Origin of the sequence: Nocardia rhamnosiphila NBRC 108938, assembly GCF_000720425.1 — a bacterium.
GTDB lineage: Bacteria > Actinomycetota > Actinomycetes > Mycobacteriales > Mycobacteriaceae > Nocardia > Nocardia rhamnosiphila.
The window spans coordinates 415130-440927 of record NZ_JOAJ01000003.1 but is presented as its reverse complement, the minus strand read 5'-3'; the positions used below and the strand labels follow the sequence as shown (position 1 = coordinate 440927).

Below are 25798 nucleotides of genomic sequence, written 5' to 3'. Positions count from 1 at the left end.
CCTGGTCGAGCCGGCACGAAGTCGAGCGCCGGGGTCGGGGTACCCGACGCGGTGCGGGCAGGCCCTATGAGGATCTCGGCCGGCCCGGCTCCCCTTCGCGTGGTGGTTTCTTGCCGACGATCCGCTGTGCCGGACCCCGCGAGGCCGGCACAGCGGCGGACTACTTGGTGATGTCCACTCCGGGAACAGCGTCGGCGATGACCGAATCGGCCGCCACGACCGCGCCGCCACGTTTGCGGCGGCCCGACCGTAGGCGTTTCTCCAGTCCGGTGGCGATCGTCGAGAGCAGCACGTTGAGCACGATCATGATGATCGCGACCACGATGAGCGCGGGAATCGTATTGGATTCCGCCGCGCCGAGCTGCTGGGCGCTGCGAACGACCTCCTCGTAGGTGATCACATAGCCCAGTGCCGAATCCTTCAGCGCGACCACCATCTGGGAGATCAGGGCCGGCAACATCGCCGTGATCGCCTGCGGGAGCAGGATGAGCCGCATCAGCTGGCCCTTGCGCAGACCCAGCGCCACCCCGGCCTCGGTCTGCCCCTTGGGCAGCGACAGGATGCCGGCGCGCACGATCTCGGCGATCACCGACCCGTTGTAGATGGTCAGTGCCGTCACCACGGCGCCCAACGCCAGGTACTCGGATTCGAAGAGGTCGTATTCGGAGTACAGAGCGAACAGGAAGATCATCAGGATCAGCACCGGGACGGCGCGGGCGATCTCGACGATCGTGCCCGCCGTCCAGCGCACCCAGCGGTGATCCGACAGCCGGGCGATACCGAAGATCATCCCGATCACCAGAGCGAACACAATGGACAGCAGCGCGGCGACCACCGTGCCGCGCAGGCCGGGCAGGATGTAGGTGCTCCAGACCGCCCCGTCCAGGAACGGCTCCCATTTCTCGGCCGTGAACTGGCCTTTGTCGGCGAAGCCGCGGTAGACGAACCACCCCGCGGCCACGACCACCACGAAGACCATGATCGAGTAGACGATATTGCGAATGCGGGCGGCGGGACCCGGTGCGTCGTACAGAACAGAAGCCTGGCGCATCAGAAAGCCTCCCACAGAGCGGTTTCATGCGGTCCGCGGAGGCCGCAAGGGCGGAGGTTTCGCATCATCGGGCCACCTCGAATCGTTTGGCCAGATGTCCGAACAGCAGGCCGGCGGGCAGCGTCAGGATCACGAAACCGAGCGTGAAGATCAGGCCGATGGCCAGCAGCGCCGCTTCGGTTTCGATCATGTTCTTCATCAGGAACGACGCCTCGGCGACGCTGATCGCGGAGGCCACGGTCGTATTCTTGGTCAGCGCGATGAACACACTGCCCAGTGGGGCGATTACCGAGCGGAACGCCTGGGGCAGCACGATGATCCGCAGATTCTGCAGGAAGCCGAGCCCCAGCGAGCGGCCGGCCTCCGACTGGCCCATCGGCACGGTGTTGATACCGGCCCGCAGTGATTCGCAGACGAATGCCGCCGTGTATACGCTCAGGCCGATCACGGCCCAGCGGAAGTTGTTGTCGGCCAGCGAGGTGGGGCCCTCGGAGGCCAGGTTCATTCCGAGGGTGGAGTACAGGCCCAGGGAGCAGAACACCAGGATGAGGGTGAGCGGGGTGTTGCGGAACACGGTCACATAGGCCGTGCCGACCCAGCGGGCCACCGGGACCGGCGATACCCGCATTCCGGCGACAACGGTACCCAGCACCAGGGAACCCACCGCCGAGAACACGGTCAGTTTTATGGTCATCCAGAATGCTTCGAGCAACTGGGTGTCGTATTCAGAGATCAAATCGAACACGGTGGTTGCGTGCCTCCGATCGGCAGGATGGGCCCGGACCGGAGGGCCGGGCCGCGATCGCGGCCCGGCCCTCCGATGCGGTGGTCAGTACCGGTCCACCTGCGGGGCCTGCGGGGTCTCGTAGCTCGCGGCCTTACCGACCGTCTCCTGGAACGCGGTGTCCCAGGCGCCCGAGCTGATCATTTCCTCGATCGCGTCGTTGATCTTGTTGCGAGTGTCCTGATCGCCCTTCTTCAGGCCGATCCCGTAGTTCTCGGTGGTGAACTTCTCGCCGACGACCTTGTACTTGCCGGGCGACTGCGACGCGTAACCGGCCAGGATGATGTCATCGGTGGTCACCGCCGCGACGGCACCACTGTTCAGACCCTCGAGGCACAGCGAGTAGGTGTCGTAGGTCTGCAGCTGGGTGTCGGGGTACTTCTTCTGGATGTTCTGCGCGGGCGTGGAACCGGTCACCGAGCACACCGTCTTGCCTTTGAGGCTCTCCGGGCCGGTGACATCGTTGTTGTCGGCCCGCACCAGCAGGCTCTGCCCCGCGACGTAGTAGGGGCCGGCGAAATCGACCTTCTCCTTGCGCGCGTCGGTGATCGAATAGGTGGCGACCACGAAATCGACCTGCCCGTTCTCGATCAGGGTTTCGCGCTGCGCGGAGGGGGCTTCCTTGAAGGTGATGCCGTCCGGCTGGACGCCGAGTTTCGAGGCCACGTACTTGGCCACCTCGACATCGAAGCCGCTGTAGGTCCCGTCGGTGTTACGCAGGCCCAGACCGGGCTGATCGTATTTGATGCCGATGGTGAGCTCGCCCTCCTGGGCGTTCTCCAGCGCGGTCTTGTCGCTGCCGCCGCCACAGGCCGCGGTGGTGGCGGCGGTGACGGCCACCGCGACCGCGCCGACCGCGATGCGGAGTGCTCGGTTGATCCTCATCGGTTTCCTTCCCTCATCTCCTCGACGGCGCGATGCCGTCGAGTTTGTGCCTATCTATCCGCCGGGCAGATTCAGTGACTGAGAATCTTGCCCAGGAAGTCCTTGGCACGATCGGACTTCGGTGCGCTGAAGAATGTTTCCGGGTCGGTGTCCTCGACCACCTGGCCGTCGGCCATGAACAACACCCGATCGCCGGCACGGCGGGCGAAGCCCATCTCATGGGTTACCACCAGCATGGTCATGCCCTCTTTGGCCAGCGAAACCATTACATCGAGGACTTCGTTGACCATCTCCGGGTCGAGAGCCGAGGTCGGCTCGTCGAACAGCATGACCTTGGGGTTCATGGCCAGGGCCCGGGCAATGGCGACGCGCTGCTGCTGACCGCCGGAGAGCTGGGCGGGGTACTTGTCGGCCTGATTGGCGATACCGACCCGCTCCAGCAGTTCCATGGCGTGCCGGCGGGCCTCGTCCTTCTTGGCTCCGCGCACCTTCAACGGCGCGAGCATCACGTTGTCCACGATCGTCTTGTGCGCGAAGAGGTTGAACGACTGGAAGACCATGCCGACATCGGCGCGCAGGGCGGCGAGGGCGCGACCCTCGGCCGGCAGCGGCACTCCGTCGACGCTGATCTCTCCCGAATCGATCGGCTCCAGCCGGTTGATGGTGCGGCAGAGCGTGGATTTCCCGGAGCCCGACGGTCCGAGCACGATCACGACCTGCCCACGGGGCACCTCGAGGTTGATATCGCGCAGCACGTGCAGGGCACCGAAGTGCTTGTCGACGGCGCGTAGGGTGATCATGGGCACAGCAGTAATGTCGCCGGCCGCCTCTGGCGTGTCGGCGTCGGTGTCGGTCATGGAACTGACCTTAAGCCGAAATTTCGGTTTTGCGAGCCTTTCGGCGACACTCCCCGGCGCCACACCGAGCCGAAATTCGGGTTTAACCCGGTGGTCATCCGCTGTAATCCGTTCGCTCGGCCGGGATTTGCCCGCCGCGGGGCCGACGGGGCGATACCGGCGGACCGATCGGCCGATTCCCCATATGTGGGAAGGGCCACGGCGGGCGCGCCACCTGCGCGCGGTCGTGGACGGGCCGGGCCGGGCCGTTGTGACGGGAGGTGCGGATCTGCCGGAAAACGCCCGGACGGCGGCCCGTACCCTGGACGCGTGGATTCGATCGGACAGGTAGCGCTCCCCACCCGGCTCGAGTCGATCGGCGCGCGCAGTTACGAGGTCCGCACCTTCGGTTGCCAGATGAACGTGCACGATTCCGAACGCTTGTCCGGGCTGCTCGAGGATGCGGGCTATCGGAAGGCCGCGCCCGGCGCGACGGCCGATCTGGTGGTCTTCAACACCTGCGCGGTGCGGGAGAACGCGGACAACAAGCTGTACGGAACCCTCGGCCATCTCGCGCCGATCAAGGCGTCCCGGCCCGGTATGCAGATCGCGGTCGGCGGTTGCCTGGCCCAGAAGGACCGCGATTCGGTCCTGAGCCGGGCGCCCTGGGTGGATGTGGTGTTCGGTACCCACAACATCGGTTCGCTGCCGGTGCTGCTGGAACGCGCCCGGCACAACGACGAAGCCCAGGTCGAGATCCTGGAATCGCTCGAGGCGTTCCCCTCGACCCTGCCCGCGCGCCGGGAATCGGCGTACGCCGGGTGGGTGTCGATCTCGGTCGGCTGCAACAACACCTGCACCTTCTGCATCGTGCCCGCCCTGCGCGGCAAGGAAGTGGACCGGCGCCCCGGTGATGTGCTGGCCGAGGTGCAGGCGCTGGTGGACCAGGGTGTGCTGGAGGTGACGCTGCTCGGGCAGAACGTCAACGCCTACGGTGCCTCCTTCGCCGACCCCGGGCAGCCGCGCGATCGCGGCGCGTTCGCCAAACTGCTGCGGGCCTGCGGCGGGATCGACGGCCTGGAACGAGTGCGCTTCACCTCACCGCACCCGGCGGAGTTCACCGACGATGTGATCGAGGCGATGGCCGAGACCCCGAACGTCTGCCCGCAGCTGCACATGCCGCTGCAGTCGGGTTCGGACCGCGTGCTGAAGGCCATGCGCCGGTCCTACCGGCAGGCCCGCTATCTGGGGATCATCGAGAAGGTGCGGGCGGCGATGCCGCATGCGGCGATCACCACCGATATCATCGTCGGTTTCCCGGGGGAGACCGAGGAAGACTTCCAGCAGACCCTCGACGTGGTGCGGCAGGCCCGGTTCACCAGCGCTTTCACCTTCCAGTACTCCCCGCGACCGGGCACTCCGGCCGCGGAGATGGCCGATCAGGTCCCCAAGAAGGTGGTCCAGGAGCGCTACGACCGGCTGATCGCGCTGCAGGAGCAGATCTGTGTGGAGGCCAACCACGCCCTGATCGGCACCGAGGTGGAACTCCTGGTCGCCGACGGCGCGGGCAAGAAGAACGCCGCGACCGCCCGGATGAGCGGGCGGGCCCGGGACGGGAAACTGGTGCACTTCCGGCCCGACGGGGCCGGCGCGCCGATCCGTCCGGGCGACCTGGTCACCGTCGAGGTGACCGGCGCGGCACCGCATCACCTGGTCGCGGACTCCGGGATCCGGGCACATCGCCGGACTCGGGCCGGTGACGCGCACGAGGCCGGTACCACGCCGAAGACCGCGCCGATCGGTGTCGGACTCGGCCTGCCACGGATCGGGGCGCCCGCACCGGAACCGGTCGCGGCGGGCTGTGCCACCGGATGCGGGACATGAGCGGGACCGGCGACGACGACCGGCGCGACGAGGATCGCGCGGCGGAGGATGCGCGGGACGCGACCCCGCCGGCACACGACGCGCCGGCCCCGGGAGACCGATCAGGCGAGGGAAACGAGGACCACGTGAATCCGGCCGAGACCGAGCAGTTCGAAGAATTCCGCGAAGACCTCGACGCGGTGGAGCGCCGGATCGCGGGTGAGATCGACCCGGGTGTGCGCGCCATGGTGGTGGCCGGTGCGGTGTTCCTGCTGCTGCTGTCGCTGGTGTTGCCGCATACCGGCGGCGCGCGCGGTTTCGATGTGCTGCTCGGTTCCCAGGCGGCGGCGGCCGAACACGTCGGGTTGCCGTCGCGGATCTTCGTCTGGTTCGTGCTGATCTTCGGAATCGGTTTCTCGCTGCTGGCCCTGATGACCCGGCGCTGGGTGCTCGCGTGGATCGCGGTGGCCGGATCGGCGATCGCCAGCGCGTTCGGGGTGTTCTCGATCTGGCACCGGCAGACCCCGGGCCTGAACAACTATGTGGGCTCCGGGCCCGGTATCGGCCTGGTGCTGGGCACCCTGGCGATCATGGTGCTGACCTTCCACTGGGTGAAGGTCGTCTGGAGCCGGACCGCGCTGCAGCTGGCCGCCGAGGAACAGCGGCGGCTGGCCGCGGCCCGCGAGGAGGAGCGGCAGCGGCGCGATCGGTTCGGCAAGGACTGACTTCCGCAGACGCGGACCGTCCGCCGCGACCGATGGTCACGGCGGACGGATCGCCGAGCGCGGGACCGATCAGAGGTTGCTGACCGCGCCCTCGGCCGCGTCGGCCCATTCCCGCCACTGCTGTGCCTGCGCGAGAGCCTTCTCCGCATCGCGGGTTTTACCGGCGGCGGTGGCCTTGGCCGCCTGCTCCTCGAACTGGGCGACCCGCTCCCGGAACTGCGCGGCCCGGGCCAGCGCCTCCGGGTCGGTGCGGCGCCACTGGGCGTCGGCGGCCTGCCGGACACGCTTCTCGATGGCACGCAAGCGGCCTTCGAGATCGTGCATCCGCTCCCGGGGAACCTTGCCGATGGCGTCCCAGCGTTCCTGCAGATCACGCAGTGCGGCCCGGGCGCCTTCCAGATCGGTATCGGGATCGATGGCCGGTTCGTAGCTGCTCAGCAGTTCTTCCTTGGCGACCGCGTTATCGGCGAACTCGGCGTCACGTTCGGAGGCCGCCGCGTTGCGCGCGGCGAAGAAAACGTCCTGGGCGCTCTTGAACCGGCGCCACAGTGCCTCGTCGGCTTCCCGGGGCGCCCGGCCCGCGTTCTTCCATTCCACCAGCAGTTCCCGGAACACCGCCGCGGTGCCGGGCCAATCGGTGGACTCGGACAGTTCCTCTGCCTGGACACAGAGTTCTTCTTTGCGGGTCTTGGCGGCGGCCCGTTCCCGATCCAGTTCGGCGAAATGAGCGCCGCGGCGACGGTTGAAGGCCTCGCGGGCCTTGGAATACCGGCGCCAGAGGGCGTCGTCGACCTTGCGGTCCACCCCGCGGATCGTCTTCCACTCGTCGAGGATTTCGCGCAGCCGGTCGCCGGCGGCCTTCCACTGGGTGGATTCGGCGGCGATCTGTTCGGCTTCGGCCGCCAGCGCCTCCTTGCGCTCGGTGTGCTCGTGCCGGGTGCGCTCCTTCTCCTCCTTGGCGTGGGCGGCCGCCTCGTCGGAGTGTTCGGCGATCGCCCGGAGCCGGGCGGCCAGGCCCTCGATATCGCCGATCACCGCGGCCGTCGGCAGCGTTTCGGCGAGGGCGAGGGCAGCGGCCTTGGTCTTGCGGGCATCGGTGCCGGCGGCCAGCCGCGCCTCCAGCAGGGCGACCTCGGTGGCCAGGTCGTCGAAACGGCGGCCGAAATGCGCCAGCCCCTCGGCGGCGTCCCCGGCCTGCCAGGAACCGATGATCCGCTCGCCGTCGGCGGTCTTGACCCAGGCGGTGCCGTCCTCGTCGACCCGGCCCCAGACGCTGGGATCGGTGGCACTGGGTACGACCACCGGATGCGGGTGTTCGGTGGCGGGCCCGGACGTTTTCATCGCGGCCGGGGTGGGGTGCGCCTCGCCGGGTTTGGGACGGTTACCGGGCTTGGGAGCGCTGGACGGGCGACCGGGCTTGCCCGGGCCGGGTTTGGCGGTTCCGTTGCTGTGGGTCATTGCTCCTCGTCCCTGCCGCGCGTCACGGCTGCCTGGTTTACGCGCTGCGCATTCTGGCTATGCTCTGCTCATTCTGGCTACGCCCGCTGATTCTGGCTACGTCTGCCCGTCTCGGCCGTGCTGGGGTCGACGTGTCGTGCGTGCGTGCGTTGCCCGTGCGGCCGCACGTTCCACCATTCAACCCGGCCGCACTTCCGGTAACCACACCGCCGACAGCGGCGGCGACCAGCCGGACCTGCGGATCCGGACCTGTCGGACCTGGTCCGGATACTTCGCACCCTAGCAATTGCCGCCCGGTTTCCGGGAGAGACACTCGTACCGCGGGCGGGGCGCGGCGCTGCCGGAGAACCGGCCGCGTCCCTGGTCGGCGGGTACGGGCTACGGTTGACGGCGTGTTCTGTCTAGCGGCTCTGATCCCCTCGCCGCCCGTCCTCGTCCCCGAGTTGTGTGGCGGCGCGCCGGTGGCCGGCGCGGGTTCCGCTCCCGAACCGGCCGGTGCGCAGGGCGGGGCGCAGCCCCCGGAGGCCGCGGTGAACGAACTCCGCGCGGCCGTGCTCGCCGTGGGGGCGGCCCTGGCGGAGGCGACACCGCACTGGACCGTGCTCGGGGTCGGGTCCACCGAGCAGACCTACGACGCCGATACGACGGGTACCTTCCGCGGCTTCGGTGTGGATGTGCGGGTGAGCCTGGGTGGACCGGGTGCGGAGACGACCGGGGGGCCGGACCCGGACCTGCCGCTGGCGGTCCTCGTCGCCGGCTGGTTACGCGCGGCGGTGGCCCCGCACGTGCCGGCGCGGGCGCGGGTGCTCGCCGCCGATACGCCGGTGCGCAAGTGTGCGGAGTTCGGTGCGAAGTTGCGGGCCGAACTCGACGCCGAGGACGAGCCGCAGGGGGTGCTGGTGGTCGCCGATGGGGCCGCGACCCTGTCCACCGCCGCCCCCGGGTATTTCGATCCGCGGTCGGCGCCGCTGCAGACCGCGGTCGACGTGGCGGCCGGGGCAGGTGATGCGGAGGCCCTGCTCGCCTTGGATCCCGCCCTGTGTGCCGAGGTGATGATGTCCGGCCGCGCCGCCTACCAAGCACTCGCCGGGCTCTTCGCGGTCGACACCGCGCCGCCGCTGGCGACCGAGCGGTATCGGGGCGCGCCCTTCGGCGTCGGCTGGTTCGCCGGCCTGTGGCGGCCGGCCGCCGTGGCGCGGTGAGCGGGGGCCCGCGCCCGGTGGCGGTGGTCGGACCGACCGCGACCGGTAAATCGGACCTCGCTCTCGACCTGGCCGAACAGCTCGGCGGTGAGATCGTCAATATCGATGCGATGCAGCTGTACCGAGGTATGGACATCGGTACCGCGAAACTGCCGCCGGACCAGCGGCGCGGAATCCCGCACCATCAGCTCGACGTCCTCGATATCACCGAGACGGCGACCGTCGCGGCGTACCAGGCCGCCGCATCCGCCGATATCGAGGCGATCATGGCCCGCGGCCGGGTACCCGTGGTGGTCGGCGGTTCGATGATGTACATCCAGGCGCTGCTCGACCAGTGGGAGTTCCCGGCCACCGATCCCGCGGTCCGGGCGAGGTGGGAAGCGGTGCTGGCCGGGCAGGGGGTGGCCGCCGTGCATGAAGCGCTGCGCCGGGCCGACCCGGCCGCCGCCGCCACCATCCTGCCCACCGACGGCCGCCGGATGGTGCGCGCGCTGGAGGTCGTCGAACTCACCGGACGGCCGTTCGCGGCGTCCGCGCCGGTGATCGGTGCGCCGCGCTGGAATACCCGCATCCTCGGGGTGGATCGCGAGACGGCCGAACTGGACGAGCGGATCGCCCGGCGCACCGCGGCGATGTTCGAGCAGGGCCTGATGGAAGAGGTGCGCGGGCTGGTCGATCTCGGGCTGCGTGAGGGGCAGACCGCGCGGCGGGCCATCGGCTACGCCCAGGTACTGGCCTGTTTCGACGGCGAGTACGACGAGGCGCAGGCGCGCGAGCGCACCTTCATCGGGACCCGCCGCTACGTCCGGCGGCAGCGGTCCTGGTTCCGGCGTGATCGCCGGGTGTGCTGGGTGGACGGCGCCGCTCCGGACTCGACCGCGACCGCTCTCGCCCTGCTGGCAGACTCTGCGGTATCCCATCCACCGGCGCCCGCTCCGCGGGCATCCGATCGCCTACCCGAGGAGCGGACTCGCTCGTGACCCGGCAGATCCACCGCCGCAACGCCGCTGTCCAGGTGTGGACGGCCTATCTGGACAATCGCGCCAAACGGCACCGGGACAGCCGCTTCCTGGTGCACGGGGTCCGGCCGATCACGGAGGCGCTCGCACACGACTGGCCACTGGAGACCCTGCTGTACCGCCTGGGTGATCCCGGATTGTCCGCGTGGGCGCGCGAGATCCTGGAGACGAGTGCCGTGCCCACTGTCGGATTGGCGCCCGACCTGATGGCCGACCTGGGTGAGAAGACCGGTGGGCCGCCCGAACTGGTGGCGGTGGCGGAGTACGCCGGTGGGGACCTGACGGGCTGCGAAATCGGCGAGCCGGGGGAGGCGCCCGTGATCGTCGTCTTCGACCGGCCGAATTCGCCCGGGAACCTGGGCACCGTGATCAGGTCCGCCGACGCGTTCGGTGCGTCGGCGGTGGTGGTCGCCGGGCACGGCGCCGACCAGTACGATCCGCGCTGCGTCCGGGCCTCGACCGGATCGCTGTTCTCGGTCCCGGTCTTCCGGGTGCCGGGACCGGCCGAGGTACTGGAGTTCCGGGACCGGCAGACGGCGCGCGGTGTGCCCACCCGGATCGTGGGGACCGACGAGAACGGCGAGCGCGCGATCTTCGACGAGGATCTGTTCGACGCCACGATTCTGGTCGTCGGTAACGAGACGAGCGGTATGAGCGCCGCCTGGCTGGCGGCCTGCGATCGGACGGTCACCATTCCGATGGGCGGCAGTGCCAGTTCGCTGGGGGCGCCGTCGGCCGCGGCCGTGGCGCTGTACGAAATTTCCCGGCAGCGCCGGACGTTTGCCCGGTGAGAACAGCGGACGAGGAGACCCGAACCGACGTGCAGAACAGCCCCGACGTGCAGGAGAGGCCTGACGTGCTCCAGAGTTGGAACGACAAGGAAGTGGAGTTCACCAAGGGCCACGGCACCCAGAACGATTTCGTGGTGCTGCCCGATCCGGAGGTGCGGCTCGACCTGACCGTGTCCCGGGTGGCGGCGTTGTGCGACCGGCGCCGTGGGCTCGGCGCCGACGGTGTACTGCGTGTCGCCCGGGCGGGCGAGTTGCTCGCCGCGGGAGTACTCGGCGAATACCCCGAGGGCGTGGGCCCGGGCGATTGGTTCATGGACTACCGCAATGCCGACGGTTCGATCGCGGAGATGTGCGGGAACGGGGTGCGTGTCTTCGCGCACTATCTCGTGGCCCGCGGTCTGGTCGACGGCGCGGAGTTCGTGGTCGGCAGCCGGGCCGGGGCACGCCCGGTCGTCGTGCATTCGGCAGGTGCGGTCGCGGGAGAGGTGACCGTCGATATGGGTCCGGTGCGGGTGCTCGGCGCCTCGACCGCCACCGTGGCCGGGTGTGGATACCCCGGACTCGGTATCGATGTGGGCAACCCGCATCTGGCGTGCGTCGCGGATCTGTCGGCCGGTGCGCTGGCCGAACTGGATCTCACGGCGCCTCCCGGATACGACCCCGATATGTTCCCGCGCGGCGTGAACGTCGAGATCCTGACCGGGCTCGATGCCGACGGCACGGTCGATATGCGGGTCTACGAGCGCGGCGTCGGCGAGACCCGCTCCTGCGGCACCGGAACCGTCGCCGCGGCCGCCGCGGCTCTGGCGGCCGACGGATTCGATCTCGCGGACGGGACCGGCGAGGTCGGCGTACGGATTCCGGGCGGGGAAGTGCGCGTCGGGGTGGACGCGGGCGCGGCGTGGCTGCGCGGCCCCTCCGAACTTCTCGCCACCGGCCGGCTCGCCGCGCAGTGGTGGGACGCGCTGTAGCCGCGTCCGGGCGGAAAATCATATGCGCCGACCAGCGCATCAGTGGCAGCATGGATGGTGTATGAGAAATTCTGACATTTCCGGGACCATGAACGGGTCCCCTGAATCGTTCGACGCGCACTCGCCGGAGACGGATCCGGGCGTCACCGTCGACGATATCGACTCGGGTACCTCCGAGGCGAACGGAGCCACGCCGAGTACGCGGCGCGCCGGCTGGTCCAGCGATCCGACCACCGGCGAACTGCAGCTGGACGAGCGGAGCGCGCTCCGCCGTATCGCGGGTCTGTCCACCGAGCTCACCGATATCACCGAGGTCGAGTACCGGCAGCTGCGACTGGAGCGTGTCGTGCTGGTCGGGGTGTGGACCGAGGGCAGTGTGGCGCGGGCCGAGGCGAGTATGGCCGAACTGGCCCGGCTCGCCGAGACCGCCGGATCCGAAGTGCTCGAAGCCCTGATCCAGCGGCGCGACCGGCCCGATCCCGCGACCTATATCGGATCGGGCAAGGCCGAGGAACTGCGGGCGGTGGTGCTGTCCACCGGCGCGGACACCGTGATCTGCGACGGTGAGCTCACCCCGGCGCAGCTGACCGCGCTGGAGAAGGTCGTCAAGGTCAAGGTGGTCGATCGGACCGCGTTGATCTTGGATATCTTCGCCCAGCACGCCACCTCCCGCGAAGGTAAGGCGCAGGTCGCGCTGGCCCAGATGGAGTACATGCTGCCCCGGCTGCGCGGCTGGGGTGAATCCATGTCGCGGCAGGCGGGCGGCCGGGCCGGCAGCAACGGTGGCGTGGGCCTGCGCGGCCCCGGTGAGACCAAGATCGAAACCGATCGGCGGCGGATCCGGGAGCGGATGGCCAAACTGCGCCGCGAGATCCGGGAGATGAAGACCGCTCGTGACACCAAGCGCGCGCGCCGCACCTCCAGCGGGGTGCCGTCGGTGGCCATTGTGGGCTACACCAATGCCGGAAAATCGAGCCTGATGAACGCGCTCACCGGCTCGGGTGTGCTCGTGCAGGACGCGCTGTTCGCCACCCTGGACCCGACCACCCGCCGCGCCGAACTGGAGGACGGCCGCGAGGTGGTGTTCACCGATACCGTCGGCTTCGTCCGTCACCTGCCGACCCAGCTCGTCGAGGCGTTCCGTTCCACTCTGGAAGAGGTCACCGGCGCCGATCTGCTGCTCCATGTGGTGGACGGCTCCGACGCGTTGCCCGCCGAGCAGATCAAGGCGGTCCGGGAGGTCGTCACCGAGGTGATCCGGGAATCGGGACAGCCCGCGCCGCCCGAACTGCTGGTGGTCAACAAGATCGACGAGGTCGATCCGGTGGAGCTGACCCGGCTGCGCGGTCTGCTGCCCGGCGCCGAATTCGTCTCGGTGCACAAGGACCTCGGTATCGACCGGTTGCGTACCAGGCTTGACGAGGTGCTCGGCGGGCTGGATGTGGAAGTGAGCGTACTTCTTCCGTATACTCGCGGCGATCTGCTCGCCAGAATCCATGCCGACGGCAGGATTTCGCGTTCCGAGCACACCGAAAACGGCACCCGTGTCCAAGCGCGCGTACCGAGTGCGCTGGCAGCGGCCCTTTCCGGCTACGCCAACGCGGGCAACCCGCCGGCGTGACGGGTTCGGGCGCATGCCGCCCGTGCTGATCTAGGTCGCGAAAATGTGGGACATTGCATAACCCTGTGGGATATCGACTCCTGGCGATTCACAATCGGTATGAGTCGACATCAGGAGGGTTTTATGTCACAGAACGGCCGCACCGCTCTCGGCGGCGACGACCGACAGCGCAAGGCGCTGATGGACCGAACCGGGCTCAGTGACGGCGCGCCGGTATCGGTCGATCCGAGTGCGATCGACCTCCGGCTCTTGGAGGCGGCCCTGGCGCCGCTCCGGGCCTGGAGCAGTCCCCGTTTCTTCGGCTTGGACAACATCCCCGCCGAGGGGCCGGTGCTACTGGTCGCCAATCACAACCTGCTCGGCTTGATCGACGCGCCGTTACTGCTACCGGAAGTGTTCCGTACGCGCGGCCGGTTGATCCGCGGTCTCGCCGAGAATCTGCTCATCTCTGTACCGGGTGTGCGGCATCTGCTGCACTACTACGGATCGGTGCGCGGGACCCGCGACAATTGCCGGACGCTGCTCGATCGGGGTGAGGTGGTTCTCGTCTTTCCCGGTGGAGGTCGGGAGGCGATCCGCCGCAAGGGGGAGAAGTACGCGTTGCGGTGGGAGGGCCGCACCGGCTTCGCGCGGATGGCGATCGAATGCGGTGCGCCGATCGTGCCGGTGGCGATGATCGGGATCGACGATGCCTACGACATCGTCGCCGACAAGGACGACCGGCTGCTGCGGCCGGTGCGGCTGCTGGTCGAAGCGCTCGGTATCCATTCCGAACTCACCCCGCCGCTGGTGCGTGGTATCGGTCTCACGCCGATCCCGCGTCCCGAACGGTTCTATTTCACCGCCGGGACGCCCATCGATACCGGGCCGTGGCGCGATACCGGCGATATCGACGAGGCCGCCGAGCAGCTCTCCCGAGTGGTGCAGAAGGCGGTACGGGAGGAACTGCTGTTCCTGCTCGGGCATCAGACCGTCGACCGCGGCCGCACGCTCGGTGGGCGATTGCGCGAACTGCTGCCCGTCTGAGGGGAGCGGCTCCGCCGGGTGAATGGCAAGGCGGTGCGACTGCTGGGCGCAGGAGGGGAGCACCAGGTAATTTGGACAGTGAAGTGAACACCGATTCACACTCCGGGTACGGTAGGTCGCAGTGACGGGCCGGCGCGGTCCCGTCCGGAGTGTTCACTAGGAGGTTGGTGTGGAGCGCACACTGTTCGAGCCCGAGCACGAGCTGTTCCGGGAGTCGTACCGCAAGTTTCTGGAGACGCATGTGGCGCCGTTCCACGACCAGTGGGCGGAACAGGGCGTCGTGGATCGTGCGGTCTGGCTCGAGGCCGGTAAGCAGGGCTTCCTGGGTATGGCGATGCCGGAGGAGTACGGCGGCGGCGGAGTGAAGGATTTCCGCTACAACGCCATCATCACCGAGGAATCGGTGCGCGGGCAGTACTCCGGTCTCGGGTTCGGCCTGCACAACGATGTCATCGCACCGTATCTGCTGGAGTTGGCCAACGACGAGCAGAAACAGCGCTGGCTGCCGAAGTTCTGTTCCGGTGAGCTCATCACCGCGATCGCCATGACCGAGCCCGGCACCGGTTCGGACCTGCAGGGCATCAAGACTCGCGCGGTTCGCGACGGTGACGACTGGGTTCTCAACGGTGCCAAGACCTTCATCACCAACGGCATCAACTCCGATATCGTCATCGTGGTCGCTCAGACCGACCCCTCGGCCGGTGCCCTGGGCTTCAGCCTGCTGGTGGTGGAACGTGGGATGCCGGGCTTCGAACGGGGCCGCAACCTGGACAAGCTGGGCCTGAAGGCGCAGGACACCGCCGAACTCAGCTTCAGCGATGTCCGGATTCCCGCCGCCAACCTGCTCGGTGAAGAGGGCAAGGGCTTCATCCACCTGATGCAGAACCTCCCGCAGGAGCGGCTGTCGATCGCGGTGATGGCGGCCGCGGCGATGGAAACCTGCCTGGACTACACCTGTCAGTACGTCCGTGACCGCAAGGCGTTCGGTAAGCCGATCGGCGCCCTGCAGAACACCCGGTTCGTGCTCGCCGAACTGGCCACCAAGGCCACGGCCGTACGGGTGCTGGTCGACCGGTGCATCACCGAGCTCAACGCGGGCACCCTCTCGGCGGAGGATGCCGCCATGGCCAAATGGTGGAGCACCGAGGAGCAGGTCGATCTCATCGACCGCTGCCTGCAGTTGCACGGCGGCTACGGCTATATGCGCGAATACCCGATCGCCCAGGCCTACCTCGACGCGCGCGTGCAGACCATCTACGGCGGCACCACCGAGATCATGAAGGAGATCATCGGGCGGTCGCTGAAACTGTCTTGAGCGTCTGAGGTTTCAGGGCCCGGTACAGGGCCCTTGTCCCGTCTGCGTCCTGCTACGGGGCGCCGGCCGGAAATCGAAATACCTGTATCCCGTCGGGGTACAGGTATTTCAGTCTGCCCGCCCCGGCCCGGTGATCAGCGGGAGGTCCAGGGTCGTGCGGATGCCCGGTGCGGCGGCCACCACCGCGGGGACCGCGTTGACCACCCGCATGGCCGTGGCCACCAGTCCGGCGTGGTTGTGGTCGCCGTTGTCGCTGGACAGGCAGAGATCCATGGCGTAATTGGGCTCGCCGGTGATCTCGACGCGGTACGAGCCGCCCTCCTGGGCCGGCCGGGGCCAGTCGGGCGCCAGATCCGCGCGCGTCCGGGTGATGTGTTCCAGCACCGTGACGACCCGGTCGCCGACCATCCCACGGACCTCGAAGCGCATGGCCGCGGTGGTACCGGCCGCGACCGTGCCCGCCGCGATCTCGATGTCCTCGGGTGCGGGAATCCGTTCATGGGTTTCGGTGACGGCGTCGAGTTCCACGCCCAGCCCGGCCGCCAGCTGGCGCACCACGCTGCCCCAGGCCAGCGAGAGCACCCCGGGTTGCAGGAGCATGGGGGTCTCGTCCAAGGGTTTGCCGAACCCCATGATGTCGAACATCACCGCGGAATTGTCGTAGGTCGCGTAGTCGAGGATCTCCATACAGCGGATCCGATCCACTCGCCGGCAGGTACCGGCCAGCGCCAGCGGCAGCAGATCGTTGGCGAAGCCGGGGTCGATTCCGTTGACGAACAGCGACGCACCGCCCGCGGCGGCGGCATCCTCGATCGGGGCGAGCATATCCGGCGGCAGCACCTGCCACGGGTATTGCAGGAAGACCGGGGCACTCGCGACGATATTCACGCCGGCGGTCAGAATCGTGCGCAGATCCGCGAGCGCCTCGACGAGCCGATTGTCGGTCATCGCCGTGTAGACCACGCAATCCGGTTTCGCGGCCAAGAGCGCGGCGGCGTCGGTGGTGGCCAGGATCCCGGTGCGGGTCGCCGACCCGGCGAGTTCCCCGGCGTCGCGGCCTTCCTTGGCGCTGCCGGACACCTTGACGCCGACCAGTTCGAGCCGGGGATCGTCGATGATCCCGGCCAGGGCGTGGCGGCCGACATTTCCGGTGCCCCAGTGCACTACGCGGTACGTCACAGGTGTCTCCTCACAGATCCGGAATGGGGATATCGAGATTCGGGGCGATCAGGCCGCCGTCGGTCTCGATCACTTTCCCGGTCAGGTATCCGCCCGCCGGGGACGCCAGGAACAGCGCGGTGGCCGCGATATCGGCGGGATCGCCGATCCGGCGCAGCGGGGTGGCCTTCTCCAGGGCGCCACGCAGGGTGTCGTCGGCGGCGACGACCTCGAGCGCGGAGGTCGCGATGGAGCCGGGCGCGATGGCATTGACCCGGATGCGCGGGCACAGATCCATGGCGGCCAGCCGGGTGTAGTGGGCGAGTGCGGCTTTGGCGGTCCCGTAGGCGGCGAACGCACGACCGGGAAGCCGGCCCATCGTCGAGGTGATGTTGATGATCGATCCACCGTCGGCGGTGTCCAGCATGATCGGCACGGCAGCCCGGACCAGGGCGTGGGCATTGGCGACATTGAAGTCGAAGGCCCGGGTCAGGGCGTCGGGCGTGGTATCCAGCAGTGGGGTGGGCATGGCGCCGCCGACATTGTTCACGACGATGTCGAGCCGCCCGAACTCCGCCGACGCGGTTTCGGCGAGAGCGGCGCAGGCCGCGGGATCGGCGAGGTCGGCGACCACGATATGGGCCCGCCGCCCCGCCCGGCGAATCTGCTCGGCCACCGCGGTCAGGTCGGATTCGGTGCGGGCGGCGATCACGACGTCGGCGCCCGCCTCGGCGAAGCCGAGGGCGATGGCCGCGCCGAGTCCGCGCCCGGCGCCGGTCACGATGGCGACCCGGTCGTCGAGCCGGAACCGGTCCAGAATCATGGCGCCTCCTGAAGTATGCTGATGTCGACTATTCGACGTCGAGTTATCGAATAGTCGATGCAGTGTAGATCCCGGGGTACCGGGCGACAAGGGAGCATCGGATATGGCGACGGCCGGGTCCCCGCCGACACGCCGGGTCGTGGCGGTGGTCGAACTGCTCGCGGAATCGGAGCGGGCACTCACCGTTTCGGAGATCGCCGAACGTCTGGAACTGGCCCGGGCGACGGTCACCGCAGTGCTCACCGAGTTGTGTGAGGCGCATTGGGTGGTCCGGGACGCGAGCCTGGCCTACCGGCGCGGACCCGCGCTGTCCCGCCTGTCACCCGCCGAACCCGTGGGCGCGGCCGTCGCGGTGGGCGCCGAGCTCGCGGCACTGGCCGAGGCCGCCGGTTGCGGAGCAACCCTGAGCCGCATCTCCGACGATCGGCTCACCATCGTCGCCAAACAGTACGCGGGTGCGCGGATCGTGCCGGGCCTGTCCGTCGGGCAGTCGGTTCCGGTCGTCTACCCCGCGGGGGCCGCGGTGATGCCGTGGCGGACCCCTGCCGAACGGCGGCGCTGGCTGGCGACGACGCACGGGCGGCCCGGGGCGGCGGAACTACTCGAGTTCGTCACCGCGCACGGATTCGCCATGTTCCGGCCCGAAACCGACGACGCCGGGCTGGTTGATCTGCTGACCGAACTCCTCGGCGCGCTCGGCGCCGAGCTCCTGCAGCCCAAATTGCGGGTCGAGGCGCTGCGCCAGCTGGGCCGGTTGACCTCGCGCGCCTACACCGAGGCCGATATCCGCACCCGGCACCCGCTGCCGCTCAGCTATGTGTCCGCGCCGGTGTTCCACGGCGACGCAGCGCCCTACGAGGTCCAGCTCGGCCCGTTGCGGGCGGAGGCCGGTCCGGCGGATCGGGCCCGGTATATCGACATCGTGCGTGCGGGAGCGCGGTCGATCTCGGTGGCAGTGCGGACCGCGGACGGATGAGAGTCGCCACCGAGCGGTGAATCCGGCACGATGGTCATCGGCCCGCCACACTTTCAGCAGGTGCACCGATCGACGCCGGATCGCCGGCCCCAAGAGTTGTATTCGCTCCTTAGCAGGTCGGCCACAGCGGCGGAAGTCCAGTGACCGGCAGCGCCCGGGCGACTGGCCAGATAACCCGCTGTCTCGCTGACCGACCATCGGTGCGCCGCACGCAGACCTGTACCGATCCGGCCGAGGTACGCGGCGGCCGGAGGGTTTCCACCGATCTCGCGCCAACGCCACGGGGCGGTCCAGGTCAGGATGGGAAGACCGTCGAATACACCCGGGCAGACCAGGGTTTCGTAGCGACCGGGGCCGAGGTGGGACCGACCCGTGCGCACCGCCTCGCTCAGGTCGAGGTCGGTTCCGGCAGGACGGTACATCTCCTGGGCGGCGATATCGCTGAACTGCGACCGGGTCAGCAGGTAGGCGCGCACCGGGAGTTCGGCGGAGGTGGCGGGGTCGTAGAAGGCGCGGCCGCCGGTCCAGACCACCGATTCGGTGGCGAAGTAGAGCAGCCCGGGCAGCACCAGTGCGATCGAGCGGGCCGGCGGCGTGCGGTCGCGGCAACCCGCCGGTGCGCCCGCACCCCGCCCGGTCCCGGGTGGACGGTGCACCGCGCCGGCGGGGCGGGTGCCGGTGAGGTAGCAGCGCAGACGTTCCGGGTCGGTATTCGACCCGTAGGCGGCATACCAGACTCGATCCGGGACCGGCCCGGAACCGAGTGCCGAACGCGGCCGGGCGATCGCGACCTCATGTGTTGCCATGGGCTCCTCACCGCCACCGGGAGAAGGCCCGGCACCGGCGCGCCGGTGCCGGTGGACGGTCTCAGATCTTGCGGATCACGGTGACGACTTTGCCGAGAATGCGCGCGTCGTTACCCGGGATCGGCTCGAAATGCGGATTGTGCGGCATCAGCCAGACGTCCTTGCCGCTGCGTTTGAATGTCTTCACGGTCGCTTCGCCGTCCAGCATCGCCGCGACGATATCGCCGTTGTCGGCCACGTTCTGCTGCCGGACCACCACCCAGTCGCCGTCGCAGATGGCGGCGTCGACCATGGATTCGCCGACCACCTTCAGCAGGAACAGCGAACCGTCGCCGACCAGTTCGCGGGGGAGTGGGAACACGTCTTCCACCGCCTGTTCCGCCAGGATCGGCCCACCGGCGGCGATTCGTCCGAGCACCGGTACATAGGTCGGGATCGGCTGATCGGTATCGCCCGCCGCGTCGGAGGCGGCCGCGGTATCGGCGGGGGGCAGGGTGGTCACCGAGCGGACCGCCTCGTCCATACCGCGGACATCCACGGCGCGGGGACGATTCGGGTCGCGACGTAGATACCCCTTGCGCTCCAGGGTGCGCAGCTGGTGCGCCACCGATGAGGTGGAGTTCAGGCCGACCGCGTCACCGATCTCGCGGATGCTGGGCGGATAGCCGCGCAGACTCACCGAGGAACGGATGACCTCGAGGACCTTGCGCTGACGCACGGTGAGATCCGTACCGGTCGCCCCCGGTTCGGTGCCGGGGCCGGCCCCGTCACCCGTGTCGTCTGATTGGCTCACCACAACCGCCCTTTCTCGTCGGTCTCCGGCCCGGTGACCGCCGTCCCGGCAGACGGCCCGGACCGGCTGTGCCCGAGGTTTGATGTCGTGCAGTGAATCTAGTCGGCGCTCTCCGATCTATCAAACATCTGTTCGAGGTATGTCCGGCGTTGCTACTGACATTATCCCTCCGGCGTGGTAGAAATCGAACATCAGTTCGTCGAACATTTGATCGAATACCGCCATTGGTTCCGCGGGCAACCAGCACGGAGGTCTATCCGATGAACACCGCCATCAGCGTGACCGGTACCGGCACGCGGGAAGACGTCACCGCCCGGGTGCGGCCCGGTCCGGTCCCGGCGGGGGAGACCGGAACGACCCGCCCGGACGAGGGCGGGTTGCCGGGTCCGGACACGCGGCGGCCCGGTCCGCCCCGCCCCTGCGCCGCGACGACGACGTCGCACCGGGGCGGGGCGAATCGGTACCGCGCAGTCGTTCGGCCGGCGGCGCCGGTGGTGCGCCGCGGGCCGGCGGTGGCGCCACGGCCCCGGCCACCCGAACCCGGCGATCTGGTGGAGCGGGCCCGGGCCGGTTATGCGGCGACGGCGCTGACCGCCGTGATCACCGCGACGGTGGTGGTCGCCTTCCTCGCGCTGGCACATCTGCGGGCCCCGGATCCGGCGCCCGGACCGGCACTGCCCGGAATTCCGGCCGCGCCGGTGCCCGGTCCGGCCGCCGACGCGCCCGGGTCCAGGTAGCGTGCCGGCGGCGCGTGTGTCCGGACCAGGGGTGAGTGCGCGCACGGCACACCCCGTACCGGTATCCTCGATGTGTTATGCACTCGAGCCGGTGCGTGTGACCGGCCCACCCGTACCCGGGCACCGGCCCGGTACCCGCGCTCGCCGGACCCGCGACCGGCGCCGGTTCGGCCGCGAGCGTTCGCAGCGACGAAGGACCCCGGATGCACTGCCCGTACTGCCGACACCCCGACTCCCGGGTCGTCGACTCGCGACTGGCCGACGAGGGCGCCGCCATTCGCCGCAGACGCTCCTGCCCGGAATGCGGCCGGCGTTTCACCACGGTGGAGACCGCGATCCTGTCGGTGGTCAAACGCAGCGGCGTCACCGAGCCGTTCAGCCGGGAGAAGGTGATCCGCGGGGTCCGGCGCGCCTGCCAGGGCCGCGAGGTCGACGACGACGCGCTGAATCTGCTGGCTCAGCAGGTGGAGGATGCGGTCCGGGCCAAGGGATCACCGGAAGTGCCGAGTCATGAGGTCGGCCTGGCGATTCTCGGGCCGCTACGCGAACTGGACGAGGTGGCGTATCTGCGTTTCGCCTCGGTCTATCGATCTTTCACCTCCGCCGCGGATTTCGAACGCGAGATCCGGGATATGCGGCAGGCCCGGGCAGCGGTCGGCCTCGGGGACTGAGCGGGCGGACTCAGCGGCGCACGGCCGCGACCGCCTTCTGGACCCGCTGGGTGGAGACCGGATACGGCGTGCCCACCTTCTGGGCGAACAGGCTTACCCGCAGTTCCTGGATCATCCACCAGATATCGGTGACGTCGGAAGCGTTCCGCCGCGCCTCCGGTAACCGGGTCAGCAGCTGGTCGTAGGCGGCCAGTGCGGCGTCCACGTCCGTCATCGCCCGGCGGTCGCGGACCGCGGATCCGGGCAGGGCCGTGAGCCGGGCCTGCGCCGCGCGGAGATACCGGGGCAGTTCCCGCAGCCGGGCCGGGCCCCATTCGGAGACGAACCCGTCGAACAGCAACTCCGCCAGCTGATCCCGGACATCCTCGGCGATATCGGCTTCTCGGATACCGTTCAACGCGGTCGACACCTCGTGCGCCGCGACCAGAACCGGCACGACCAGCCGGATGATGCGGGTGACCACCTCGTTCAGCTTCGGCCGCAGCGCCGCCACCAGACGCTCGAACTGCGCGGGGTCGCGGACGGGTCCGCCCGCGGCGGCGATGAGCTGGTCGGCGGCCGCGGCGCGGCAGTCCTCGACCAGCGCGTCGACCGACCCGTACGGGTTCTGGCTGAGTACCAGCCGATCCGCCGGGGACAGGCCCGCGGTGACGCCGCGCACCGAGGTGGGGATCGCGTTGAGCACCAGCGCCCGGGTTCCGGCCCGCATGGCCCGGGCCTGTTCGGCGGGCGAGGTGAGCACGCGGACCGCCACTCCGCCGGCCTCCGGGACCAGCGCGGGATAACCGGTGATGGTCTGGCCGCCCACTTCCCGGCGCACCGTGGCGTCCAGGGTGCCCAGGGATTCCGAGGTCCACACGGTGGCGGGGGCGCGTTCGGCATTGGCCGTGGCCGCGGCCACCGAGGCGGAGACCTGATCGGCCAGGCGGGTCCGCAGCTGCGCCAGACTCTTGCTGGTGGTCAGCACGCGGCCGTCGGTATCGGTGGCGGCGAAGGTCATCCGGAGATGCTCGGGCAGCGCGGCCGGGTCCATATCGCCGGGCGCGATCGGCGTGGCCGCCAGGCGGGTCAGCTCCCGGGCCAGCCCGGTCCGCAGCGGTTCTGCCCGCGGGGTGAGGACGCGCAGGGCGGCGGCCGCGAAATCCGGCGCGGGGACCACCGTGCGCCGCAACTGTTTCGGCAGAGTCTTGATCAGCGCCGCGGCCAGTTCCGCGCGCATGCCCGGCACCAGCCAGTCGAATCCGACCGCCCGGACATGGGCCAGCTGCGCCACCGGAATGCGCACGGTCACACCGTCGTCGGCGTGGCCCGGCTCGAATTGGTAGGTGAGCGGGAAGGACAGCTCGCCCTGGCGCCAGGCGTCCGGGAAATCCGTGGGATCCAGCCGGTTGGCGTTCTCGTTCACCACTGTCTCGGTCGTGAAATCGAGCTGGTGGGGATCCTGCCGGCGGGCCGTCTTCCACCAGGTGTCGAAATGCCGGACCGAGACGATATCGGCGGGGATCCGGCGGTCGTAGAACTCGAAGAGCACCTCGTCGTCGACGAGGATGTCCCGGCGGCGGGCGCGGTGCTCGAGATCGGCGATATCGTCGAGCAGTGCCCGGTTGCGGTGGAAGAACTCGTGCCGGGTCTGCCATTCGCCCTGTACCAGGGCGTGCCGCAGGAACAGTTCCCGCGAGACCTCGGGGTCGATCCGTCCGTAGTCGACCGGCCGGCCGGTCACCAGCGGGACACCGTAGAGGGTGACGCGTTCGTAGGCCCGGGCGGCGCCGCGCTTGGACGACCAATGCGGTTCGGAATAGATACGTTTGACCAGATCTCCGGCGAGCCGTTCGGCCCATTCGGGTTCGACACGGGCGGTGATCCGGCCCCACAGGCGTGAGGTCTCCACCAGTTCCGCGGCCATCACCCAGCGCGGCGGTTTCTTGGCCAGCGAGGAACCCGGGAAGATCATGAACTTGGCGTTACGGGCGCCGAGGAACTCCCGGGACTCGGCTTCCCGGACCCCGATATGCGACAGCATGCCCGACAGCAGTGCCTGATGGACGGCGGTCGCGTCCCACGGATCGGTGTCCGGGGTCATCTCCTCGACGGGCCGGGGGGCCGCGGTGGCGGTCCGTACGGGCTCGGCGGCGTCCCGTTCCGGCTTCGCACCGTTGCGTCCGCGTCCGCGGCGCGGACCGTTCTCAGAGCGTGCGGGGCGGGAATCCTTCGCCTCGGGCTCGGCGGCCGGTTCGTGCAGTGACCAGCCCATCCCCTTGGTGATGGTGCGCAGCTGGCCGTACAGGTCCTGCCATTCGCGGATCCGCAGGTAGTGCAGGAACTCCTCGCGGCACATCCGCCGGAAACGGTTCGCGGACAGTGCCCGCCGCTGCCCCGTGAGGTACTCCCACAGCCGCAGGTACGCCAGGAAATCCGAATTCGGCACGGTGAACCGGGCGTGTTTCGCGTCGGCGGCCTGCTGCTGATCGACCGGCCGTTCGCGGACGTCCTGGATCGACAGGGCGGCCACGATCACCAGCATTTCGGCCAGACAGCCGTTGCGGTGGGCCTCGACGAGCATCCGGCCCATTCGCGGGTCCACCGGCAGCCGCGCCATCTCCCGGCCCGTCGGCGTGAGGGTGGGGCCCGATTCGGCCCGGCGGCGCTTCCGGCCCGGTCCTGCCTCGTCGTGGTCCGCCGGATCCGCTTCCCGGACACCGGCTTCCGGGGCCGCCGCCGACGGGCGCTGGTCCGGCGTGCCGCGGGCGAGGGCGCCCAGCTCTTCCAGCAGGGCGACACCGTCGCGGACCGCGCGCTGGTCGGGCGCCTCCACGAACGGGAAGCGTTCCATCTCGCCCAGCCCGAGCGCGGTCATCTGCAGGATGACCGCGGCGAGGTTGGTACGCAGGATCTCCGGGTCGGTGAACGCCGGACGGGATTCGAAATCGTCCTCGGAGTACAGGCGGATGCAGATACCGTCGGCGACGCGGCCGCAGCGCCCGGACCGCTGCCGTGCCGAGGCCTGCGAGATCGATTCGATCGGCAGCCGCTGCACCTTCGTCCGCATGGAATAACGGGAGATCCGGGCGGTCCCGGGATCGACCACGTAGCGGATACCCGGCACGGTGAGCGAGGTCTCGGCGACATTGGTGGCCAGTACCACCCGCCGGCCGGTGTGCGGGGCGAACACCCGGTGCTGTTCGGCCGCGGACAGGCGGGCGTACAGCGGCAGGATCTCGGTCCGGGAGAGTTTCAGCTCCGCGAGCGCGTCCGCGGTATCACGGATCTCCCGTTCACCGGACAGGAATACCAGCACATCGCCGTCACCTTCGGCGAAGAGTTCGGTGACCGCCGCGCAGATCGCATCGACCGGGTCACGGTCGACCGGCCGGTGATCTTCTTCTTCGTCGTCCTCCTCCGGCGCCGGCAGGGCCAGCGGCCGGTACCGGATCTCCACCGGGTACGACCGGCCGGAGACCTCCACGATCGGCGCCGGGTTGCCCGCGGCGTCGGCGAAATGCCGGGCGAACAGTTCCGGGTCGATGGTGGCCGAGGTGATGACGATCTTCAGATCCGGCCGCCGGGGGAGCAGCTGCTTCAGGTAGCCGAGCAGGAAATCGATATTGAGACTGCGTTCGTGGGCCTCGTCGATGATGATCGTGTCGTAGGCGCGCAGCAGCCGGTCCCGCTGGATCTCGGCGAGCAGGATACCGTCGGTCATCAACTTGACCAGCGTGTGCTCGGCGGCATGATCGGTGAACCGGACCGTATAGCCGACCGCGTCGCCCAGCTCGGTCCCCAGTTCCGTGGCGATCCGTTCGGCGACCGTGCGCGCCGCCAGCCGACGGGGCTGGGTGTGCCCGATCGCCCCGCGGATACCCCGGCCCAGCTCCAGGCAGATCTTCGGGATCTGGGTGGTCTTACCGGAGCCGGTCTCCCCCGCCACCACCACGACCTGGTGGGCGGCGATGGCGGCGGCGATATCGTCGCGTCGCCCGGTGACCGGCAGCTGCTCGGGATACGTGATCGCCGGCACCGCCGCCCGCCGGGCCGCGATACGTTCCTCGGCCGCCGTGATCTCGGACTCGATCCGGGACAGGTCGCCACCGCGCACTCGATCCAGTTGCCGGTGCAGCCGGTGTTCGTCGCGGAGGGTGAGAGAAGCCAACCGGGTACGAAGCTCCCGGGGCGTGACTGCGGTCCTGGTCATTGCATCGACCAGCCTATCGAAACCGGCTTCCGGCCGGGTCGCGGCCCGGTCCGGTCCCGGCGGCCGGCGGTGACGCGAGCGGTGTCCGGCGGCCC

22 protein-coding genes are annotated in these 25798 nt (G+C 69.3%); 12 read left to right on the top strand and 10 right to left on the bottom strand.

Features of this window, described 5'->3' with window-relative positions; genetic code table 11:
* Nucleotides 1-160 precede the first annotated feature (160 nt).
* The 4 genes from IG75_RS0113835 to IG75_RS0113820 form a co-directional block, all read right to left on the bottom strand.
* On the bottom strand, nt 161-1054 hold the full coding sequence (locus IG75_RS0113835) for an amino acid ABC transporter permease (RefSeq protein WP_174561174.1): 894 nt from the start codon (nt 1052-1054) through the stop codon (nt 161-163).
* A gap of 61 nt (nt 1055-1115) precedes the next feature.
* Entirely contained in the window at nt 1116-1796 is a 681-nt protein-coding gene (locus IG75_RS0113830; RefSeq protein WP_030521660.1) for an amino acid ABC transporter permease, read from the bottom strand.
* A gap of 84 nt (nt 1797-1880) precedes the next feature.
* The gene (locus IG75_RS0113825) at nt 1881-2720 is read right to left on the bottom strand and encodes a glutamate ABC transporter substrate-binding protein (protein WP_030521659.1); all 840 of its coding nucleotides are present in this window, start codon (nt 2718-2720) and stop codon (nt 1881-1883) included.
* 71 nt (nt 2721-2791) lie between these two features.
* Nucleotides 2792-3520, bottom strand: a complete 729-nt coding sequence (locus IG75_RS0113820; protein WP_156058930.1) for an amino acid ABC transporter ATP-binding protein — start codon at nt 3518-3520, stop codon at nt 2792-2794.
* A 366-nt stretch (nt 3521-3886) separates the two neighbouring features.
* Between IG75_RS0113820 and miaB the strand changes: the two genes are divergently transcribed.
* Entirely contained in the window at nt 3887-5440 is a 1554-nt protein-coding gene (miaB, locus tag IG75_RS0113815) for a tRNA (N6-isopentenyl adenosine(37)-C2)-methylthiotransferase MiaB (RefSeq protein WP_081876856.1), read from the top strand.
* Nucleotides 5437-6144, top strand: coding sequence for an Rv2732c family membrane protein (locus IG75_RS0113810; protein WP_373863739.1), 708 nt, complete (start codon nt 5437-5439; stop codon nt 6142-6144). The genes miaB and IG75_RS0113810 overlap by 4 nt, the downstream gene beginning before the upstream one ends.
* A gap of 69 nt (nt 6145-6213) precedes the next feature.
* On the opposite strand, the gene IG75_RS0113805 is transcribed toward IG75_RS0113810, so the two are convergent.
* Nucleotides 6214-7602 (bottom strand): DUF349 domain-containing protein, encoded by a 1389-nt coding sequence (locus tag IG75_RS0113805; RefSeq protein WP_030521655.1) that lies wholly within the window; start codon nt 7600-7602, stop codon nt 6214-6216.
* Between the two features lie 392 nt (nt 7603-7994).
* Here IG75_RS0113805 and IG75_RS0113800 point away from each other — a divergent pair, with 392 nt between their 5' ends.
* From IG75_RS0113800 to IG75_RS0113770, 7 genes are all read left to right on the top strand, one after another.
* Nucleotides 7995-8804: a class III extradiol ring-cleavage dioxygenase family protein gene (locus IG75_RS0113800; protein WP_030521654.1), complete on the top strand. Its 810-nt coding sequence runs from the start codon at nt 7995-7997 to the stop codon at nt 8802-8804.
* Entirely contained in the window at nt 8801-9784 is a 984-nt protein-coding gene (gene miaA, locus IG75_RS0113795) for a tRNA (adenosine(37)-N6)-dimethylallyltransferase MiaA (RefSeq protein WP_051714619.1), read from the top strand. The genes IG75_RS0113800 and miaA overlap by 4 nt, the downstream gene beginning before the upstream one ends.
* Entirely contained in the window at nt 9781-10614 is an 834-nt protein-coding gene (locus tag IG75_RS0113790; RefSeq protein WP_081876855.1) for a TrmH family RNA methyltransferase, read from the top strand. Before miaA ends, IG75_RS0113790 begins: the two co-directional genes overlap by 4 nt.
* Nucleotides 10615-10706: 92 nt before the next feature.
* Nucleotides 10707-11585, top strand: coding sequence for a diaminopimelate epimerase (dapF, locus tag IG75_RS0113785; protein WP_030521651.1), 879 nt, complete (start codon nt 10707-10709; stop codon nt 11583-11585).
* A 61-nt stretch (nt 11586-11646) separates the two neighbouring features.
* Entirely contained in the window at nt 11647-13206 is a 1560-nt protein-coding gene (gene hflX, locus IG75_RS0113780; RefSeq protein WP_168165618.1) for a GTPase HflX, read from the top strand.
* 123 nt (nt 13207-13329) lie between these two features.
* On the top strand, nt 13330-14232 hold the full coding sequence (locus IG75_RS0113775; protein ID WP_081876854.1) for a lysophospholipid acyltransferase family protein: 903 nt from the start codon (nt 13330-13332) through the stop codon (nt 14230-14232).
* 169 nt (nt 14233-14401) lie between these two features.
* The gene (locus IG75_RS0113770) at nt 14402-15547 is read left to right on the top strand and encodes an acyl-CoA dehydrogenase family protein (protein ID WP_030521648.1); all 1146 of its coding nucleotides are present in this window, start codon (nt 14402-14404) and stop codon (nt 15545-15547) included.
* Nucleotides 15548-15655: 108 nt separating this feature from the next.
* On the opposite strand, the gene IG75_RS0113765 is transcribed toward IG75_RS0113770, so the two are convergent.
* Both IG75_RS0113765 and IG75_RS0113760 read right to left on the bottom strand, forming a co-directional pair.
* Nucleotides 15656-16726, bottom strand: a complete 1071-nt coding sequence (locus IG75_RS0113765; RefSeq protein WP_030521647.1) for an NAD(P)H-dependent amine dehydrogenase family protein — start codon at nt 16724-16726, stop codon at nt 15656-15658.
* Nucleotides 16727-16736: 10 nt separating this feature from the next.
* A complete protein-coding gene (locus tag IG75_RS0113760; RefSeq protein WP_030521646.1) occupies nt 16737-17528 on the bottom strand; it encodes an SDR family oxidoreductase in 792 nt (263 codons plus the stop codon).
* Between the two features lie 103 nt (nt 17529-17631).
* Between IG75_RS0113760 and IG75_RS0113755 the strand changes: the two genes are divergently transcribed.
* The gene (locus tag IG75_RS0113755; RefSeq protein ID WP_030521645.1) at nt 17632-18504 is read left to right on the top strand and encodes a helix-turn-helix domain-containing protein; all 873 of its coding nucleotides are present in this window, start codon (nt 17632-17634) and stop codon (nt 18502-18504) included.
* 53 nt (nt 18505-18557) lie between these two features.
* Here the strand turns inward: IG75_RS0113755 and IG75_RS0113750 are convergent, their stop codons facing one another.
* Nucleotides 18558-19310: a hypothetical protein gene (locus IG75_RS0113750; protein ID WP_051714560.1), complete on the bottom strand. Its 753-nt coding sequence runs from the start codon at nt 19308-19310 to the stop codon at nt 18558-18560.
* 61 nt (nt 19311-19371) lie between these two features.
* Nucleotides 19372-20106 (bottom strand): transcriptional repressor LexA, encoded by a 735-nt coding sequence (lexA, locus tag IG75_RS0113745; protein WP_156058888.1) that lies wholly within the window; start codon nt 20104-20106, stop codon nt 19372-19374.
* Between the two features lie 257 nt (nt 20107-20363).
* Here lexA and IG75_RS0113740 point away from each other — a divergent pair, with 257 nt between their 5' ends.
* Nucleotides 20364-20840 (top strand): hypothetical protein, encoded by a 477-nt coding sequence (locus IG75_RS0113740; protein ID WP_156058886.1) that lies wholly within the window; start codon nt 20364-20366, stop codon nt 20838-20840.
* 203 nt (nt 20841-21043) lie between these two features.
* On the top strand, nt 21044-21511 hold the full coding sequence (nrdR, locus tag IG75_RS0113735) for a transcriptional regulator NrdR (RefSeq protein WP_030521641.1): 468 nt from the start codon (nt 21044-21046) through the stop codon (nt 21509-21511).
* Between the two features lie 10 nt (nt 21512-21521).
* Here the strand turns inward: nrdR and hrpA are convergent, their stop codons facing one another.
* Nucleotides 21522-25703 (bottom strand): ATP-dependent RNA helicase HrpA, encoded by a 4182-nt coding sequence (gene hrpA / locus IG75_RS0113730; protein WP_030521640.1) that lies wholly within the window; start codon nt 25701-25703, stop codon nt 21522-21524.
* Nucleotides 25704-25798 lie beyond the last annotated feature (95 nt).

What these genes read in the sequence shown, in the direction of transcription:
- IG75_RS0113825 (WP_030521659.1), bottom strand. Translation starts at nt 2,720, where the DNA reads ATGAGGATCAACCGAGCACTCCGCATCGCGGTCGGCGCGGTCGCGGTG.
- IG75_RS0113820 (WP_156058930.1), bottom strand. Translation starts at nt 3,520, where the DNA reads ATGATCACCCTACGCGCCGTCGACAAGCACTTCGGTGCCCTGCACGTG.
- IG75_RS0113810 (WP_373863739.1), top strand. Translation starts at nt 5,437, where the DNA reads ATGAGCGGGACCGGCGACGACGACCGGCGCGACGAGGATCGCGCGGCG.
- IG75_RS0113805 (WP_030521655.1), bottom strand. Translation starts at nt 7,602, where the DNA reads ATGACCCACAGCAACGGAACCGCCAAACCCGGCCCGGGCAAGCCCGGT.
- hflX (WP_168165618.1), top strand. Translation starts at nt 11,647, where the DNA reads ATGAGAAATTCTGACATTTCCGGGACCATGAACGGGTCCCCTGAATCG.
- IG75_RS0113775 (WP_081876854.1), top strand. Translation starts at nt 13,330, where the DNA reads ATGTCACAGAACGGCCGCACCGCTCTCGGCGGCGACGACCGACAGCGC.
- IG75_RS0113760 (WP_030521646.1), bottom strand. Translation starts at nt 17,528, where the DNA reads ATGATTCTGGACCGGTTCCGGCTCGACGACCGGGTCGCCATCGTGACC.
- IG75_RS0113755 (WP_030521645.1), top strand. Translation starts at nt 17,632, where the DNA reads ATGGCGACGGCCGGGTCCCCGCCGACACGCCGGGTCGTGGCGGTGGTC.
- IG75_RS0113750 (WP_051714560.1), bottom strand. Translation starts at nt 19,310, where the DNA reads ATGGCAACACATGAGGTCGCGATCGCCCGGCCGCGTTCGGCACTCGGT.
- IG75_RS0113740 (WP_156058886.1), top strand. Translation starts at nt 20,364, where the DNA reads ATGAACACCGCCATCAGCGTGACCGGTACCGGCACGCGGGAAGACGTC.
- nrdR (WP_030521641.1), top strand. Translation starts at nt 21,044, where the DNA reads ATGCACTGCCCGTACTGCCGACACCCCGACTCCCGGGTCGTCGACTCG.
- hrpA (WP_030521640.1), bottom strand. Translation starts at nt 25,703, where the DNA reads ATGACCAGGACCGCAGTCACGCCCCGGGAGCTTCGTACCCGGTTGGCT.